This window comes from Pseudodesulfovibrio aespoeensis Aspo-2, assembly GCF_000176915.2.
Classification (GTDB): Bacteria; Desulfobacterota; Desulfovibrionia; order Desulfovibrionales; family Desulfovibrionaceae; genus Pseudodesulfovibrio; species Pseudodesulfovibrio aespoeensis.
This window is the reverse complement of record NC_014844.1, coordinates 1,946,449-1,963,825: the sequence shown is the minus strand read 5'-3', so window position 1 is coordinate 1,963,825 and position 17,377 is coordinate 1,946,449. Positions and strand designations below refer to the sequence as shown.

Here is a 17,377-nt window from a genome sequence, read left to right as displayed (position 1 = left end):
GAGAATGACGATGAAGAAACACACCCTTTCCGTGATGGTTGAAAACGAGCCGGGCGTCCTGTCCCGCGTGTCCGGCCTGTTCAGCGGTCGCGGCTTCAACATTTACTCTCTCAACGTCGCTCCCACCCTGGAGAAGGGCGTCTCGCTCATGACCATCGTGGCCGAGGGCGACGACCAGATCATCGAGCAGATCGTCAAGCAGCTGCGCAAGCTGGTGCCCACCATCAAGGTCAAGGATCTCACGGAGATGAAATCCGTGGAGCGCGAGATGGTCCTGATCAAGGTCAATGCCGAGGATTCCAAACGGGCCGAGATTCTGCGCATTGTTGACATCTTCCGGTGCAAGGTTGTAGACGTCAGCATCGACGAGCTGACCATTGAGGTCACGGGCGATCAGGGCAAGATCGGCGCATTGATCAGTCTCCTGGGCCGGTTCGGCATCAAGGAGATTGCCCGCACGGGCAACGTCGCCATGCAGCGTTCCATGCAGATCGACCTATAATCCACGACCATGCGTGTGCCGGGCCGGGGGATACCCCTTTGCCCGGTGTTTTTGCGCGTTTACATAACAACCTGAAATTGCGGCCCATCGTGGCGAAAAATATCGAGGAGAAGACCCCCATGAAAGTGTATTACGAGAAAGATGCCGACCTGAGCCTGCTCAAGGACAAGACCGTGGCCATTGTCGGCTACGGCAGCCAGGGCCATGCCCACGCCCAGAACCTGCGCGACTCCGGCATCAATGTCATCGTGGCCCAGCGCCCCGGCGGTCCCAACTACGATCTGGCCAAGGAGCACGGCTTTGCGCCCATGTCCGTGGCCGATGCGGCCAAGCAGGCCGATCTGATCATGATCCTGCTCCCCGACCAGTACCAGGCCGAGGTGTTTGCCGCCGACATCCTGCCCCACCTCGAAAAAGGCAACGTCATCGCCTTTGGCCACGGCTTCAACGTCCATTTTCAGCAGATCGTGCCGCCCAAGGGCGTGGACTGCATCATGATCGCTCCCAAGGGCCCCGGCCACCTCGTGCGTCGCACCTACACCGAGGGCGGAGCGGTTCCCTGCCTGGCCGCCGTGGCCAACGACGCCTCGGGCAAGGCCATGGACATCGCCCTGGCCTATGCCAAGGGCATCGGCGGCACCCGCTCCGGCGTCATCGAGACCACCTTCAAGGAAGAGACCGAGACCGACCTGTTCGGCGAGCAGGCCGTGCTCTGCGGCGGCCTGACCGAGCTGTGCAAGGCCGGGTTCGACACCCTGGTCGAGGCCGGGTACCAGCCCGAGGTCGCCTATTTCGAGTGCCTGCATGAGCTCAAGCTGATCATTGACCTGATGTACGAGGGCGGCATGGCCAAGATGCGCTACTCCATTTCCGACACCGCCGAATACGGCGACTACGTCACCGGCCCGCGCATCATCACCGAGGAGACCCGCGCCGAGATGCGCCGTGTGCTCAAGGACATCCAGACCGGCAGGTTTGCCCGCGACTTCATCCTCGACAACAAGGCCGGGCAGGTGGGGCTCAAGACCATGCGCCGCATCGGTGCCGAGTCCCAGATCGAGGAAGTGGGTGGCCGCCTGCGCAAGATGATGAGTTGGTTGAAGAAATAACCGGCTGCCACTCAACTGCCGTTTCACGACGGATATCCAGGGCGGTCCCGTTTCGGGGCCGCCCTTTTTTTTGTGCAGATTCCTCTTGACGCGCCAAAATGGCGGCCTTAGAAGTCCCTCTTCTCAATTTTCGAGAGGGAAAAACAATGATGGAAAATGTCCTGTTCCTGGGAGCCCTTGTGTTTCTGGCCGAGGTGGCTGTCCTGACCCTTGGCACGGTTCGGACCATGGTCACCGTGCTTGGCGAGTCCAAGGCTGCCTTTTGTCTGGGCTGCCTTGAGATGACCCTGTGGATTTTTGGCACCTCAGCGGTGATGCTCAAGGTGGGCGAGGAGCCCTTCCTCGGCTTCTGCTACGCCCTGGGTTTTGCCTGCGGCAACGTGGTCGGCATCATGGCCGAGAAGAAGCTGGCGCTGGGCAACGTGGTGGTGCGCATCATCAGCGCCTGGCACGGCGCAGAGATTGCCAGGGCCATCCGGACCGCGGGATTCGGCATCACCACCGTGGCGGGCGAGGACTCCGCCGGGCCGGTGACCGTGCAGTTCGTGGTCTGCAAGCGCAAGGACATGAGGCTCGTGCTGGCCGTGGCCAGGGCGGCGGACCCCGACTTTTTCCACACCTTCGAGGTGGCTGGCGGGGCAAGCGATGTTCCCAGCCCGACCGGGAGCCGTGTCTCCAAGGTGCTCGGCCCCATCCGTCGGCTCGTGCCCCAGTGGTAGCCAGAGTGGACTGTTTCAACATTCTGACGCCCGGTCCGCTGATGCGGACCGGGCGTTTCTCATTGTCATGGACCGGGGCGGGTTACGGCAGCCGGGTCAGGAATTGCCGCATTTCGGTATTGAAGGTGTCTGGTTCCTCGTAAAAGGGCATGTGGCCGCTGCGCTCCAGGATGACGAAGCGCGCGTCCGGGATGGACCCGGCCACGAACCGGCCCGTGGACGGGCCAAAGCACATGTGCCTTGAGCGGCCATACACGGCCAGTCCGGGCAGGGTGACGGTGGGCAGGATCGGGGTGTAGTCGCGGGCCACGTAGTCCTGATAGATGGCTGCGGCAGTCTGGTCGGTCGCCAGCAGGTGCTCGTCGCGCATCCAGCGCAGGGCGTGGGCCGGGGCCTGCCCGGTCAGGAACATTTCATTGATGAACCGGACGCCGAACCCGGCTCTGTCCCTGGTCATGGCCTCCATGTCCTCCCTGACCGCTTCCGGGCCGAGGCCGCGATAGCGGTGGGTGTTCCAGGGGGCGTCGGCCATGGGGTGGGGGCTGCTCTCCACCAGGGCGATGCCGGAGAGCCTGTCGCTGCCGAATTGGTGCCAGTATTCCAGGACCACCGCGCCGCCCATGGACCAGCCAGCCAGCACCGCCCCCTTGATATCCAGGGCGCGGATGACCTCGCGCAGATCGCGGGCGTAGCGGGGCATGGTGTGGCCCCGCAGCTGGGTGTCTGACCTGCCGTGACCGCGCAGGTCGAAGGTGACGACCTGGAAGGCGTCGGCCAGCGATTGCTGTCTGCGCCAGAAGCGTGAGCTCATGGTCCAGCCGTGCACGAACACAATGGGCCGCCCCTGGCCGCGCACCTCGACCCAGAGGCGGGCGGAGTCGGTGGTGGTCACCCAGCCTGCGACGTGATTTTCCTCTTTGGTTTCAACAGCCTCGAACTGATCCATGCTATCGGGTGCCTCTGGGCACGGGCTTGATGTCGATGACCGGAGTGTTGTCGATGGCCTCCAGCGGCTCCACGATCAGGGTGGCGGGCGACTCGATCGCCACCAGCGTGACCCGGTGCAGGCCGATGGGGTTGGGCCGGTTGGGCGAGCGGGTGGTGAACACGCCGCGCATGGGCTTGTCAACCGCGCCCCTGGGATGGACCATGAGCGGGGTCCGGTCCGAGAGATGGAACCAGGTGAAGAGTTCGAGCTGTGCGCCGGGTTCCATGGAATCAAGCCCTTGGGCATAGGCCGGGTCCAGCTCAATGCGGGCGCGCACCGCGCCTTTCTCGCTTTCCATCTTGGGGGCGGATTCCCTGTCCTTGATGGACGACCTGACGTGTCCGATGACGACCAACTGCATGTCCATGGAGTCTCCTTTTGCTGGCGGCGAAACGCTACCGGTTCTCAAAGTGATCGAACCCCTGCGCCGTGAAGGGCTTGCCGTTGACCAGGATTCCCGGCGTGTCCGTGACCCGGCCCAGTTCGGTGAAGCCGGGCACCGAGGCCGCCTTTTCCCGCGTCTCCTCGTCCATGACACCGAGCAGGGCGTAGTCCTCGCCGCCGAGCATGGCCAGCTCCACCGGGTCCGCGCCTGTGGCCAGGGCAAAGGCGATGACATTGCCGTTGAGGACATTGGTCGGGATGGTCAGGTCCGCGCCGACCTTTGGCCCCAGGAAGCGGGGCAGGTCGCGGGCCAGGCCGTCGGACACGTCCATGAGCCCCTTGATCCCGGCGGCGTTGAGCAGGGTGCCGATGAGCACCTTGGGCTTGGGCCGCAGATGGGCCAGCACGGCAGTGGGGAACGCCTCGCGCCCTTTTTCGCCCAGGGCCTCCAGGGTCATGAGCCCGGCCCTGGCCAGCCCCAGATCGCCCACGGTGAACAGGATGTCGCCGGGCGCGCAGTTGCCCCGTGTCAGGAACCTGCCTTTGCTGCCCCCCACGCCGAAGATGGAGATGCTCACGCCCAGCCGATCCGCCCGGCTCAGGTCGCCTCCGGCCAGGGCCAGGTCGTTATGCCGGGCCAGCGCGGACATGCCCTTGAAAAACCCGTTCCAGAAATCCTCGTCCAGGTCCGGCGGGATCATCAGATCCATGGTAAAGGCAAAGGGTCGCGCGCCCATTGCCGCGATATCACTGATGTTCACGGCCAGCGCCTTGTAGCCGATGTCCTCGGCGGTGAAGTAGCCGCGCCGGAAGTGGACATCCTCGAGAAACAGGTCTGACGAGACGCAGATGTCACTGCCCCCGGCCAGCACGGCGCAGTCGTCGCCGCGTCCCAGCCGCAGGAATTCATGCCCGGTGGGGAAGTGGGCGCCGATGAGGTCGAGGAAGTGTTGCTCGCTGTGCATGGGTGTCACTCTCTGTGGATGGTCAGAGCATTTCAAGATAATCCCCGATGATGGTCTTGATGCCAAAACCTGGGAAGTTCACCTTGTACTTGTTGGGCGCGGGGCAGGCGATGATCTTGCCCCGCCCGAAGATCTTGTGGGTGCAGAAGCCGAGTTTTTCCGGGTTGACCGTGGCTGCGGGCCGGGCCTGAACCGGCTGTGCGTCCTGCTCCCTGACCGCTGACTTGGCAGCCGTGCCAAAGGAGGGCCTGGAGTCCACGGGCCAGCGCTTCTCCAGGGAGCCGCCGTAGGATTCCTTGAGCGGGGTGAAGACCGTGGAGGGCAGCTCCAGCACAAAAGGGCTGGGCAGAGTCGGGTCCGAGATGCCGCTTTGGCGGTTGTAGACCGAGCTGGGCACGAAGAGCGTGAGGCATTCCTTGGCCCTGGTGCAGGCCACGTACATCAGTCGGCGTTCCTCTTCGAGATCCTCGGGCCGCTGCATGGCCTTGCGCGAGGGGAACCGTTCCTCCACCAGATCGATGATGATCACCGCGCTCCATTCAAGCCCCTTGGCCGAGTGGATCGTGGACAGGACCACGGCGTTTTCCTTGCGTTTCTCGTCATCCGGGTCGCCGTCCAGGGAGAGGTCGCCCAGGAGCTGGTCCATGTCCGTGTAGTTATGGGCGATCTGGCCGAGCTGCTCCAGCCCGGCCTGCCGCTTGGGGTAGTCGTCCGGGTATTTGTCGATGAGGATGGGCTGGTAGAAGGCAAGGATGCGCTCCAGAATGGCCGACGGCCTGCCTGCCATGGCCCGCAGCCCGTCGAGCTCGTTCAGGAGTTCGCGCAGTTCGTCGTGTTTCTTGGTGATGGTGGCCATGTACTTGGCGTCGTCGGTGTGCATGGCCCTGTATATCCTGGCCACGGTCTTGGGGCCGATGCCCTTGACGTGCTCCACGGCCCGCTGCCAGGCCATCAGGTCGTGCGGATTGACCACCAGCCGCAGCAAGGCCAGCACGTCCTTGATGTGGGCCGCCTCGTGGAAGCGGATGCCCCCGAACTTCTGGTAGTCGAGGCCCACGCGGGTGAGCGCCACCTCAAGGGGAAACGACTGATAGCCCGCCCGGAAGAGCACGGCCACGTCGTGCAGTGCATACTTGCGGCCAAGGTCGAGGATGTGCTCCACCGTCAGCCGGGCCTGGGTCTGGTCGCTCAGGGGATAGACCACCTGGGGCAGGACGTCGCTTTTCAGGTCCGAGTAGAGGTGCTTGTCGAACTTGATGGCTGCGCCGCTCAGGATTTCATTGGTCAAATCGAGGATGGGCTGCACCGAGCGGTAGTTCTTCTCCAGCCTGATGATCTTTGTCCCTTCGAAAATCTTCGGGAAATCCATGATGTTGGCGACGTTTGCGCCCCGGAAGGCGTAGATGGACTGGGCGTCGTCGCCCACGGCCATGACATTGCCGCGCTCGCCCGCCAGATGCCCGACGATGCGCGCCTGGACAAGGTTGGTGTCCTGGTATTCGTCCACCATGATGTAGCGGTAGCGGGTCCGGAGCTGGTTCCTGAGGGGTTCGTTGTCGGCCAGGAGCGTGTCGAGCAGGAAGAGCAGGTCGTCGTAGTCCACCAGGGCGTGCTGCTTCTTGAAGACCGCGTAGCCGTCGGCGATGGCGCTCAGGTCGTCGAGATAGGGGGAGAGGTGGTACGCCTCGCGCTCCATGACGGTCGCGATGGTCAGCTCCTTGTTGCGCGACTTGGTGATCATGTCGAGCAGGGTGGCCTTCTTGGGATAGGAGCGGTCGCCCTTGCCGAGCTTGAGCGTTTCCTTGACATCCCGGCACACGGCCTCGCAGTCGGCGCGGTCCATGAGGGTGAAGCCGTTGCCGAACCCGATGTCCGAGGTGTTGCGGCGCAGGGTGGCGTAGGCAAAGGAGTGGAAGGTGCCGCCACTGGTGCCTGTCAGGGGATGGCCGAGGATGGCCCCGGCGCGTGCCAGCATCTCCTGGGCCGCCTTGCGGGTGAAGGTCAGCAGCAGGATCTGGGCTGGGTCCACGCCCTGGCGCACCAGATGGGCCAGCCGGTAGACGATGGTCCGGGTCTTGCCCGATCCCGCCCCGGCGATGACCAGCACCGGGCCTTCGGTGGTCAGCACTGCCTCGCGCTGGGCGTTGTTGAGTTCGGTCTCTATATCCATTTATGCTCCGTGGCCCGGAATGCCGAAGTGGTTCAGGATGGCGCGCCCGATGTCGCGCATGCGCGCCGGGCGCAGGCCGTCCGTGTCGTAGAAGATCGCCCCGTCCGCCGTGTGCGTGCCGGTGCGGCCATGCAGGCCGAAGACCTCGTCGCGGTCGAACTTGGCCTTCAAGTCAAAGCCCGGACGCGCCAGACAGACGAGATCGGGCGCCTGGGCGCACCGTGTGCCGGGGTACAGCTCGTCGGTGGTGTAGACATGCTCCATGACCGGCTCGCCGTCAAATGTCAGTGCGCCAAGGCCGTGTTTGATGGCGCCCACGAGGCCGGATTTGTCGGCTTCGTTGACGCATCCGCGGGCAAATTTCCGCGTGTGGATATAGATGCGGGCCGGGTCCAGGGCAAAGGCCTTGCTCTGCGCGCCGATGTTCCCGGCGTCCCACTCGCTCGACGGGGCGGCGTCGAGGGTCAGGAATCCCTTTTGCTTCAACCAGGTGTTGACACAGACCTCGGTCCGAAGCCGCGTAAACCCGTGGTCGGCCAGGACCATCAGCCGCTTTGGTCCCGGCAGGGCGTCGTAGCGGGCCAGGAATTGGCGCACGCAGGCGTCCCAGTCAGCCAGGAACCGCATGCAGTCGATATGGCGCGGATGGCCGTGTTCAAGCACCGCGTCCATGAGGAAGTGAAAGAGCCGGTCCGTCTCGGTGAAGACATGCACGAAGAGATCCCAGGCCAGATCGGGCCAGAGCAGGTCCAGCGCGGTCAGGCGCGAGGCCAGGGTGGTCCGCAGTTCGGCCAGCAGGTGGTCCGGGTCGGACGCGCCCCGGCTGGTGTCCGCTTCGAGCCTGTAGCCCGCCTCGGCCAGTTTTCCGGCCAGGAAGGGCGGATGCACGGCCTTAGCCAGCTCATGGGAGACGAACCCGGTGACGAGCATGCCGCGCATGGGCCGGGCCGGGTAGGTGCCCGGCAGGTTGATGACGCGGGAGACCAGCCCGGCCTCGCCCAGCGCATCGAAGACGGTGGGGCAGGCCACGTGCGTGCTATCGGCGATGGACAGGCCGTAGGTCTTGGGGTCCAGGCGCGAGAAGCCGAATATGCCGTGCTCTTCCGGCCCCTTGCCGGTGAAGAACGAGGTCCAGTTGACCGGCGAGAGTTCGGGGAGTTCGGCCCGTACGCTGACCGCCCCCTCTGTCAGGCGGCGGATGCCCGGCAGGGATGCGCCCAGTTCCCGGGCCAGGGCAAGGGGCAGGCCGTCCAGGCCGAGGACGACCAGCCGGGAGCGCGGTGCTGTGGTGGAGAGAAGCAGGCTCATGGATCAGGAGGGGAAGCCGAATTCCCTGCGCAGGGTTTCCAGTGCCGCCAGCTCCTTGTCCTTGTACTGGCTCTTGTCGATGAGCGTGGGCTGCCCCGTGGGGGGGACATCGTGGTGCATGTGGCGATAGATGTTGAAGTGCTTGCAGGCGTGTCCCCGGATGTTCATTTCGCGGAACCATTGGGAGCCCACATCCAGGATCTGGGCTCCCACGCCGACGATGGCCCCGAAAGGGGTGACCCGGCCGTGGGGCACCGTGAGCCTGCGAGCCGTTTTCATGTTGATCAGCGCGCACCATTCGTTGACCCGGCACTCGGGCAGGGGCCACGGCTGGCGGATGAACATGGGGTCGATGGTCGGCATGTGATAGGCGCGGAGCATGCTGCCCTGGGGCGGTGTGGTTGTCTTGTAGAGGCGGAAAAGCTCTTCGAAGTCAGGCCTGAACTCCAGGTAGCGGTCGCTGTCGCATTTGCCAGTGAAGGCCGCCGGGCAGTACCAGCACTGGCCAATGTGGCCGATGGCCGCATGGTCGCCAATCTCATCCAGCATCGCGCCGATGACGTCGCTGCGGAAATAGGTGTCGTTGTGGATGATTAGGATGTGATTCTTGTCCGTCATCTCCCACCCGTACTGATAGCGGATGGAATGGCGGTAGTCCCTGTCGTCAAGCCGTTTCGGCTCCAGGGCGAAGCAGTAGTTCCACTGCGTGGGGCGGTGGTAGACCACCTTGGATTTGAGACGGCTGCGGATGTATTCGAAATTGGCGTCGTCGATGACCGGCACGTTCAGTTCGGTCTTGGTGGTGCTTTCCTCGGTGAAATAGATGGTGTCTATGCGATCACCGCAGGCACGCTCCAGTGACAGGAGGGCCAGGGTGGTCTGGAGCGGCTTGCCGCAGACGTTGATGACGACATCGACATTTTTATTCATGACGAGCTCCGCTTACAGCAGTGTTGCGTTGAATTTCTTCAGGAAGAAAGTTGGGTTGTATGACAGTTTTGCCTTGCGGAGCCCTTCGTCGCCCAGGTCCTGCTCGCGGTTGACGTTGGTGTACTCCGCGCCGTCGTTTTCCAGGAACATCTGGTTGATGGCCTGATACACGCCCTTGTAGCGGATGTCGCCCTTCTCGAAGTGGATGACGATGGAGTCTTCGCACAGGGGCTCGGCCACGGTGTAGGCGATGACCTTGCCGTCCACGCGCAGGGTCGCGCCCATGAGCCCCGTGATCTGGTCGAAGTTGAGCAGCACGCGGGTGATGGCCCGGTTCTCCGCCTTGAGGGCCTCGGAGGGGTTGTTCTCCTCGTACCACTTGTACCACTCGTCCTGCATTTCGAGCACTTCCTCCACGCATTCCGGACCCATGGACTCGTACTGGAAGGAATACCCCTTGATGAACTGGTTGAGCAAGTTCTTCTTCTTGTGGAATTTCTTGCCTGTGAGGCTGATCAGCTCTTCCACGGAGTAGATGTAGTCCCAGTGGTCGCGGTTTTCGGTGATGGCGATGCCGTTGCCGTAGGCCGATTTCCAGAGCCGGGCCAGATCCTCGGGCACGCGGGTGAACCGTTTGCTCTCGCGCATGGCGCAGCACTCTTTCCAGTCGTACTTCTCCCAGGGGCCGACAGGGGCCCAGTAGACGATCTGCGGTCTGGTCTGGCGGATGAAGCACGTGTCCTTGTGAAAGGCCCATTCCAGGCCATAGTGCTCGCTCCAGCCATAGACGTTGGCAAAGGAGAAGTCGCTGGTCAGCAGCTGGGGGCAGCCGGTCAGGGCCGCGTGGTATTCCTTTTGCCGGTCCAGGGTGATGGGGGAGAATTCGAGGGTCATGAAACGTCCTTGCTGGCGTTGGTTCCGTTGCGGACCTTGATCATAGCGAAACGCTGCCAGTTTTTGAAGGTGAAGAAATAGAGCAGGGTCATGGATTGGCCTATCTGCGAAACAAACATGGCGATCCAGATGCCCTCGGCGTCGTCCAGGGCGTGGTGCCCGAGCCAGTAGGCCAGGGGCAGTCGCAGCAGCCAGGTGGCTCCGCCCATGATGAGCATGTTGTAGAGTGTGGCCCCTGCGCCGTTGAAGGCCCCGGCCAGGATCATGCTGGTCAGGGTGAAGGGCACGGCCAGGACGTTCCACTTGAGATAGCTGACGGCTTGGGCCGCTACGTCGGCGTCTCGGGTGAGCAGATCGACCCAGGGGGTGACGAACTGCCAGATTATGATGGAAAACAGACAGATGGAGACCATGGCAAGTCCCAGGATGCGAAAGCCGACCCGTTTGGCCTCGTCGGGCTGGCGCGCGCCCAGCGCGTTGCCCACCAGGATGGCCGCCGTCATGTTGAAGGCCATGGCGGGCAGGAAGAGCAGGGCCTCGATGCGCAGGCCGATGGACATGCCGGCCAGGGCGACGACCTCGCCGTGAGGCAGACTGCCGGTGATGGCGTAGAGAACCAGGTACCCGGACTGCCAGATGATCTGCATCAGCCCGGCAGGCCAGGCCACTTTGAAGAGATAGGGCGTGGCGCACTTCATCCAGCGCAGCGGGGCAAAGCTCGACGGCTTGAGCAGCCGCTTGCGCCACAGGACGGCGACATTGAGGATGGCGCCCGCCGTGACCGAGGCAAAGGTGGCCCAGGCCAGTCCCTTGAAGCCGAGGTTGGGCATGCCCCACCAGCCGAGCCCCAGGCCGATGTCGAGGACCGTGTTCAGGAAGGTGACCAGGACCATGCTGTAGAGGGGAAACATGACCTCGCGCCTGGCCCGGAAGATGGCGTTGCTGATGATCAGGATGTAGTAGGGCGGCAGCACGAAGAGATAGACTTCGAGGAAATACTCGGTGATCGGGCGCATGGGGGCGGGCACCTGGAGTGCGCTGATCAGCCACCCCTTGACGGGCAGGCCGAGAATGAGAAAGGCCCCGCCGAGCAGGACCGCCAGGATCAGGCACAACCCCACATACCGTTGCACGCGTTTGTACAGCCCGGCGCCTATGGATTGGCTGATGGCCGCCACCGCGCCGTTGGCCACGGCCATGGCCACCACCAGCAGAAAGAAGAGCGACTGGGTGATGATGCCCAGCGACGCCTGGACCTCGCGGTCGATGTAGCCAGCCACCCAGACATCGGCCAGCCCGATGAAGAAGTGAAAGAGCATCATCAGCACCTGGGGCCAGGCGAGGTGCCAGATGGTGCGGTAGGGTGTCTGCTGGATCATGCCGGACGTGTCGGTCATTGGTGGTTGCCTTTGCGGTGGGGCCGGGAGCGGCTGGTTGCCGCATATAATAAGATCGCATCCGGGGTTGCCAAGACCCAGGCGGCGCATTTGATCGGGACTGGCCGGTTCTTTCCCCGGCTGCCGGGCCAAGGCGGGCAAGTGTGCGCAAAAGCGGCCCGGCGGTCAAGTTGCAAGACGATGGCCGGGCGCGGGCCATGCTGTCGGAAGGGGGCGGCGGCTGATCAATGCTGGTGGGGGATGTCGCCCTCTTCGTGGACATGGACATGGGTGTGCGGCGCGAGGCGGCCCGGCACGATGCGCCCGCCGCGCAGGGCGACCAGGGTGTCCGTGGTGGCGGTCAGAAAGTCCGGCTCGTGCGAAACCACGAGGCGGGCCATGGGCAGCCCGGCCAGGATGGCTACCAGCCGGTCCTTGGCCTCTGGCGAGAGGCCGGAGGTGGGCTCGTCGAGCACGAGCACGTCCGGGTTCATGGCCAGGATGGTGGCCAGGGCCACCAGCTTCTTCTCGCCGCCCGAGAGCCGGTAGGGCACGTAGCCCTCGAAACCGGCCAGCCCCACCTGGGCCAGGGCGTCCAGGGCGCGCTGGCGGGCCTTGTCCGGCCCCAGCCCCTGGTTGAGCGGGCCAAAGGCCACGTCGTCCAGGACCGTGGGGCAGAAAAGCTGGTCGTCCGAGTGCTGGAACAGGAATCCGATGCGCAGGCGCGCCTCGTCAAAGGACCGCCCGTCGGCCATGGTCCTGCCAAAGAGGCGCACCTCGCCGCGATCCGGCCTGATCAGCCCCATGAGGATGTGGAGCATGGTGGTCTTGCCCGCGCCGTTGGGGCCGAAGAGTCCGATCCGCTCCCCTTGGTGCAGGTGGAAATTCAGTCCTGACAGGCAGTTGCCCCTGTCTGGAAAGGCGTATTCGATGTCTTTGAGTTCGATGACGGCGTGATGGGTCATGCAGGCCCCCTGCGGGTGATTTCGAGCCACAGGATGGCCGCTGTCAGGGCGGCGCAGCCTGCGAGAAAGAGGATGTCGCGACGCGTCGCGCTGAACCGGGCCAGGGAATAGAAGCGGCCCCGGAAGCCCCGGCAGCGCATGGCGTGGTGCACGCGCTCGGCCCTGTCCCAGCTTTTGACCAGCAGCATGCCCACCAGCCAGGCAAAGGCGCGGTAGGTGTGGCGGTCGGTTCGGGGCGCAAAGCCGCGCGCGGCCATGGCCCGGCGCATGGTCCGGTATTCCTGGTGGATGACGAAGATGTAGCGGTAGGTGAAGAGCAGGATGTGGCAGAGCTTGTCCGGCACACGGAGCCGCTGCATGGCCGGGCCGAGGTCCTGCACCGGGATGGTGGCCATGAGGGCGATCAGGGCCAGGACAATGGCGTTGGACTTGACCGTGATCAGCAGGGCGAGGTCCACGCCCGCGCGGGTGGCCGTGAGCGGCCCCAGGCGCAGGAGGATCTCGTCGTGTGCGTTCAATGGTCCGGAAAAGGGCAGGAAGAGCCACAGGAAGACGATGAACGCGTTGACCACGGCCAGCCGCCGGAGCACGACCCGGAGCGGCAGCCCGGCCAGGAGCGTCAGCGCACCCCCGGCGGCCAGGGCGGTCAGGGCCGGGGGGAGCGATCGGACCAGGGCGGTGGTCACGGTGATGAGCACGGCGCACACCAGCCGGACCCTGGGGTCCGTGCTGTGGATGAGCGAGTCGCCCAGGGCCAGGGATTCGTCTATTGCCGCCATGTCTGCTCCGCTGTCTCCCGGAGGCCGGGAGGGTTGCCGTCAGGACACTCTGGCGTAGTACAAAGACGGTGATCGCGCAACCACGGGATGCTCGCGGCGCAGGACGTTGTCCGCAGCCTATGGTTGGATTTCTGGCGCGAGACCCGACTCTTGATCCATGGGGGGCGCAAGGCCCGACTCTTGATCCATAGTGGGCCCGAGGCCCGACTATTGATCCATAGTGGGCCCGAGGCCCACCTGGGGCGCGATATCGGTGATGGCGTCGATGGCCACCTGAAGGAACTCGCCAAGTTCAAGGCCGATGCGCTCGCATTCGCGGATGCACTCGCGGTTGACGCTGGCCGCGAACGCCTTGTCCTTCATTTTCTTTTTCAGGCTCTTGGGCTGCATGCCGTCGATCCTGGTGGGCCTGACCAGGGCACCCGCGTGGACCATGCCGGTGACGGTCTCGCCGCAGCGCAGGGCGTGGTCCAGCTCGGTCTGCGGCCCCTCGGCCCCGTTCAGCTCCGAGGCGTGGCGGCGGATGGCGTCCAGCGCTTCCTGCGGCAGCTTGTCCTGAAGCATGTCCACGGTGTCGAGCCCGTGCCGGACGTGGTTGTCGCGGGTGGCCGCATAGTCCAGGTCGTGCAGCAGTCCGGTCACTCCCCACAGCTCTTCGTCGCGGGCCAGCCTGCGGGCCAGCCCGCGCATGACCGCCTCGGATTCCAGGGCGTGGTGGATGAGGTTTGTCTCGTCGTTCTTGGCCTTGAGCAGGGCCAGGGCATTGTCCCGTGTGATCATGGCAGGCTCCGAGAAATCTTAAAGTTGAACTTTAGGTTTAAGAAATAAATGCATGAATGCAGTGTCTTGCAGAATCAAGTGTGGATGATAGCCCCTCGGCCTGACCGTGTACAGGTACAGTTGGCGCATCATCGGGGCATGACAGACCCGTCAAGAGAGCCAGCAGGCCACCTGGACGTCGGGGGCCACTTCCCGGAGTTCGGGCCGCTCCTTGGGGCAGCGGTCGAACGCCTTGGGACAGCGGGGGTGGAAGGGGCAGCCATCGGGCGGGTTCATGGGGCTCGGCAGTTCGCCGTGCAGGGGGATGCGCTCGGTCCGGCGCGTGGGATCGGGCGTGAGCACGGCGGAGAGCAGGGCCTCGGTGTAGGGGTGCCTGGGCGTGGCGAACAGGGTCGCCGCCGGGGCGAATTCCATGATCCGGCCCAGGTACATGACAGCCACCCGGTCCGCGATGTGGCTGACCACGGACAGATCATGGGAGATGAAGACGTAGGTCAGGTCGAGCCGGGTCTGTAGGGACTTGAGCAGCCGCAGAATCTGGGCCTGGACCGAAACATCGAGCGCCGAGACAGGCTCGTCGCAGACGATCAGATCCGGGTTCAGAGCCAGGGTCCGGGCCACGGCCACGCGCTGGCGCTGGCCACCGGAGAATTCGTGGGGGTAGCGTGAGCCGTGTTCCGGTCGCAGGCCCACGAGGCCCAGCAGTTCCTCCACCCTGGCGCGCCGCTGCGCCCTGGTGCCGATGGCGTGGATGTCCAGCCCTTCGCGGATGATGGAGCCGATCTTCTGGCGCGGGTTGAGGGACGAGTAGGGGTCCTGGAAGATCATCTGCATCTTGCGGCGCAGTTCCTTCTCGGGCCAGTCGGCCACGTCGCGGCCCTGGAAGACGATGCGGCCCGCGCTCAGGGAGTCGAGGCCCATGACGCATTTGGCCAGGGTGGACTTGCCGCAGCCCGATTCGCCCACCAGCCCAAGGGTTTCGCCCCGGTTGACGGTCAGGCTGACGCCGTCCACGGCGCGCACCAGGTCGGTCTTCAGCCCCAGCAGGCCGCTGGTGACCTTGAAATGCTTGCCCACATCGATGAGTTGGAGAAAGGCGGAAATGGCGGCGTCCTCCTATTCGTAGAGCCAGCAGCGCACCTGACGGCCCGGCTCGGCCTCCAGGAGCGGCGGCAGGGTCGTGCAGCGGTCAAAGGCGCGTTGGCAGCGCGGCCGGAAGCGGCACCCCTCGGGCAGGTCGAAGATGCCGGGCACGATGCCGGGGATGGGGTTCAGCTCGGTGCGGTCGCCCAGCACCGGGACCGAGGCGAGCAGCCCCTGGGTATAGGGATGCAGCGGTTTGGCGAAGAGCGGCCCCACGTCGCACAGCTCCACCACCTTGCCCGCGTACATGACCGCCACCCGCCCGGCCATGCGCGCCACCACGCCGAGGTCGTGGGTGATGAGCATGAGCGAGCCGTTCATGCGCGCCTTGAGGTCGTTCATCAGGTCGATAATCTGGGCCTGGACCGTGACATCGAGTGCCGTGGTCGGCTCGTCCGCGATGAGTATGGCCGGGTTGCAGGCCAGGGCCATGGCGATCATCACCCGCTGGCGCATGCCGCCGGACAGCTCGTGTGGATAGGCGCGGGCCACCTTGGCCGGATTGGGAATGCCCACCAGGGCCAGGGCGTCCACGGCCCCAGCCAGGGCGGCGCGCCGGTCCAGCCGCTGGTGCAGCCGAAGCGGCTCGGCGATCTGGTCGTCGATGCGGAAGACCGGGTTGAGCGCGGTCATGGGCTCCTGGAAGATCATGGAAATCTGGTTGCCCCGGATGCGCCGCAGCTCGGACTCGTCCATGTCGAGCAGGTCGCGCCCCTGGTAGAGGACGCTCCCGTCCGTGACCCGGCCCGGAGGGTCGGGCACCAGACCGAGGATGGACAGGGCGAGCACGGTCTTGCCGCACCCGGACTCGCCCACCACGGCCAGGGTTTCTCCTTGCATTAGGGAGAGGCTGACGGTATCCACCGCCTTGGCGATGCCTTGCGGGGAGGAGAAGCGGGTCGTCAGCCCGCGTATGTCCAGAAGCGTGTCGCTCATTCTTTGTTCCACCGGACTTTTCACTGGTTCGCCATTTTGTCCCATATACGGCATATTCCGGCGAACGTAAACGATATCGGGGATATGAAATGGCACGGGTTGTGATCATCGGCGGCGGGCTGGCCGGATGCGACTGCGCCTGGCAGCTGGCCCGGGCCGGGGTGTCTGTGGAGCTCTACGAAATGAAGCCGGACAAGCGGTCCGAAGCGCACACCGAGGACGGGCTGGCCGAGCTGGTCTGCTCCAACTCCTTTCGCGCCACCGGCCCGGCAGCGGCCATCGGCCTGCTCAAGGACGAGATGGAAAGCCTGGGCAGCCTGATCATGGAGGCGGCCCACGCCACCAGGGTTCCGGCGGGCGGCGCGCTGGCCGTGGACCGGGCGCTTTTTTCGGACTTCATCACCCGCAGGATCGGGGAGCATCCGCAGATCACGGTCATCCGCCGCGAGATCGCCGACCTCGACGCTCCGGAACTGGCCGGGGCCGATGCGGTGGTCGTGGCCGCCGGACCGTTGGCCAGCCAGTCGCTGACCGCCAGCCTGATCGGGCTCGTGGGCGACGAGCGGCTCTATTTCTACGACGCCATCGCGCCCATCGTGACGCGGGAGTCCATTGATTTCGACAAGGCGTTCTGGGGCTCGCGCTGGAAGCCCGAGGACGACGACTATCTCAACTGCCCCATGAGCGAGGACGAATACAAGGGTTTTGTGGCCGCGCTGCTGGCGGGCGACAAGGTCCAGCCGCGCGACTTCGAGCAGGAGGTCCACTTCGAGGGATGCCTGCCCGTGGAGGCCATGGCCGAGCGCGGCGAGATGACGCTGGCCTTTGGTCCGCTCAAGCCCGTGGGGCTGGTGGACCCGAAGACCGGCGAGCGCCCCTATGCCGTGGTCCAGCTGCGCACCGAGAACCAGGACAAGACCGCCTTCAACCTCGTGGGCTTTCAGACCAAGCTCAAGTACCCGGAACAAAAACGCATCTTCCGTATGATTCCCGGTCTTGAAAATGTCGAATTCCTGCGCCTCGGCTCCATTCATCGCAACACCTATGTCAACGCGCCCGATGTGCTGGACGCGGACCTGCAACTCAAGGCGCGGTCCGGTTTCTTCCTGGCCGGGCAGATCTCCGGGGTCGAGGGCTATCTGGAATCAGCGGCCTGCGGCCTCTGGGTGGGGCTGTCGCTGGCCCGGCGGCTCTCCGGCGTGTCCGTGGTCAAGCCGCCGGTCGAAACGGCTCTGGGCGCGCTCCTGGGCCATTTGTCCACAAGGCCTGACAAGCGGTTCCAGCCGTCCAACGTCAATTTCGGGCTGATGCCGGGGCTGACCGGAAAGATGAAGAAGAAGTTCCGCAAGGAAGCCTACGGCGTTCGCGCCCAGGAAGCCTTTGCCGCCTGGCTCGGCCAGACCGGGCTGGCCGACTGACCGGGCCAGTG

The 17,377-nt window shown here is 64.7% G+C and carries 17 protein-coding genes; 4 read left to right on the top strand and 13 right to left on the bottom strand.

Going from position 1 to position 17,377, the window contains the following annotated elements; all coding sequences use genetic code 11:
- The first annotated feature begins 4 nt into the window (after nt 1-4).
- The 3 genes from ilvN (at nt 5) to DAES_RS08890 (ending at nt 2,330) form a co-directional block, all read left to right on the top strand.
- On the top strand, nt 5-502 hold the full coding sequence (gene ilvN / locus DAES_RS08900; RefSeq protein ID WP_041271396.1) for an acetolactate synthase small subunit: 498 nt from the start codon (nt 5-7) through the stop codon (nt 500-502).
- A 119-nt stretch (nt 503-621) separates the two neighbouring features.
- On the top strand, nt 622-1,611 hold the full coding sequence (gene ilvC, locus DAES_RS08895; RefSeq protein ID WP_013514701.1) for a ketol-acid reductoisomerase: 990 nt from the start codon (nt 622-624) through the stop codon (nt 1,609-1,611).
- 146 nt (nt 1,612-1,757) lie between these two features.
- Nucleotides 1,758-2,330 (top strand): DUF2179 domain-containing protein, encoded by a 573-nt coding sequence (locus DAES_RS08890; protein ID WP_013514700.1) that lies wholly within the window; start codon nt 1,758-1,760, stop codon nt 2,328-2,330.
- An 82-nt stretch (nt 2,331-2,412) separates the two neighbouring features.
- Here DAES_RS08890 and DAES_RS08885 read toward each other — a convergent pair whose 3' ends face one another.
- From DAES_RS08885 to DAES_RS08825, 13 genes are all read right to left on the bottom strand, one after another.
- Nucleotides 2,413-3,276: an alpha/beta fold hydrolase gene (locus DAES_RS08885; protein ID WP_013514699.1), complete on the bottom strand. Its 864-nt coding sequence runs from the start codon at nt 3,274-3,276 to the stop codon at nt 2,413-2,415.
- Nucleotide 3,277: 1 nt separating this feature from the next.
- Nucleotides 3,278-3,685, bottom strand: a complete 408-nt coding sequence (gene tsaA / locus DAES_RS08880) for a tRNA (N6-threonylcarbamoyladenosine(37)-N6)-methyltransferase TrmO (RefSeq protein WP_013514698.1) — start codon at nt 3,683-3,685, stop codon at nt 3,278-3,280.
- Nucleotides 3,686-3,713: 28 nt separating this feature from the next.
- Nucleotides 3,714-4,667, bottom strand: coding sequence for a thiamine-phosphate kinase (gene thiL / locus DAES_RS08875; protein WP_013514697.1), 954 nt, complete (start codon nt 4,665-4,667; stop codon nt 3,714-3,716).
- 22 nt (nt 4,668-4,689) lie between these two features.
- Nucleotides 4,690-6,837, bottom strand: coding sequence for an ATP-dependent helicase (locus DAES_RS08870; RefSeq protein WP_013514696.1), 2,148 nt, complete (start codon nt 6,835-6,837; stop codon nt 4,690-4,692).
- Nucleotides 6,838-8,145 (bottom strand): alkaline phosphatase family protein, encoded by a 1,308-nt coding sequence (locus tag DAES_RS08865; protein WP_013514695.1) that lies wholly within the window; start codon nt 8,143-8,145, stop codon nt 6,838-6,840.
- 3 nt (nt 8,146-8,148) lie between these two features.
- Nucleotides 8,149-9,075, bottom strand: a complete 927-nt coding sequence (locus DAES_RS08860; RefSeq protein WP_013514694.1) for a hypothetical protein — start codon at nt 9,073-9,075, stop codon at nt 8,149-8,151.
- Between the two features lie 12 nt (nt 9,076-9,087).
- The gene (locus DAES_RS08855) at nt 9,088-9,969 is read right to left on the bottom strand and encodes a DUF2156 domain-containing protein (RefSeq protein WP_013514693.1); all 882 of its coding nucleotides are present in this window, start codon (nt 9,967-9,969) and stop codon (nt 9,088-9,090) included.
- Nucleotides 9,966-11,366, bottom strand: a complete 1,401-nt coding sequence (locus DAES_RS08850; RefSeq protein ID WP_013514692.1) for an MATE family efflux transporter — start codon at nt 11,364-11,366, stop codon at nt 9,966-9,968. The genes DAES_RS08855 and DAES_RS08850 overlap by 4 nt, the downstream gene beginning before the upstream one ends.
- 224 nt (nt 11,367-11,590) lie before the next feature.
- Nucleotides 11,591-12,310: an energy-coupling factor ABC transporter ATP-binding protein gene (locus DAES_RS08845; protein WP_013514691.1), complete on the bottom strand. Its 720-nt coding sequence runs from the start codon at nt 12,308-12,310 to the stop codon at nt 11,591-11,593.
- Nucleotides 12,307-13,089, bottom strand: coding sequence for a cobalt ECF transporter T component CbiQ (gene cbiQ, locus DAES_RS08840; RefSeq protein WP_013514690.1), 783 nt, complete (start codon nt 13,087-13,089; stop codon nt 12,307-12,309). Before cbiQ ends, DAES_RS08845 begins: the two co-directional genes overlap by 4 nt.
- 207 nt (nt 13,090-13,296) lie before the next feature.
- Complete coding sequence (locus DAES_RS08835; protein WP_013514689.1) at nt 13,297-13,869, bottom strand: HDIG domain-containing metalloprotein; 573 nt, start codon at nt 13,867-13,869, stop codon at nt 13,297-13,299.
- A gap of 150 nt (nt 13,870-14,019) precedes the next feature.
- A complete protein-coding gene (locus tag DAES_RS08830; protein ID WP_041271394.1) occupies nt 14,020-14,973 on the bottom strand; it encodes an ABC transporter ATP-binding protein in 954 nt (317 codons plus the stop codon).
- A 12-nt stretch (nt 14,974-14,985) separates the two neighbouring features.
- A complete protein-coding gene (locus DAES_RS08825; RefSeq protein WP_013514687.1) occupies nt 14,986-15,948 on the bottom strand; it encodes an ABC transporter ATP-binding protein in 963 nt (320 codons plus the stop codon).
- Nucleotides 15,949-16,037: 89 nt separating this feature from the next.
- On the opposite strand from DAES_RS08825, the gene trmFO reads away from it, so the two are divergent.
- Nucleotides 16,038-17,366 carry a methylenetetrahydrofolate--tRNA-(uracil(54)-C(5))-methyltransferase (FADH(2)-oxidizing) TrmFO gene (gene trmFO, locus DAES_RS08820; RefSeq protein WP_013514686.1) on the top strand — a complete coding sequence of 443 codons (1,329 nt, stop codon included), beginning with the start codon at nt 16,038-16,040 and terminating at the stop codon, nt 17,364-17,366.
- Nucleotides 17,367-17,377 lie beyond the last annotated feature (11 nt).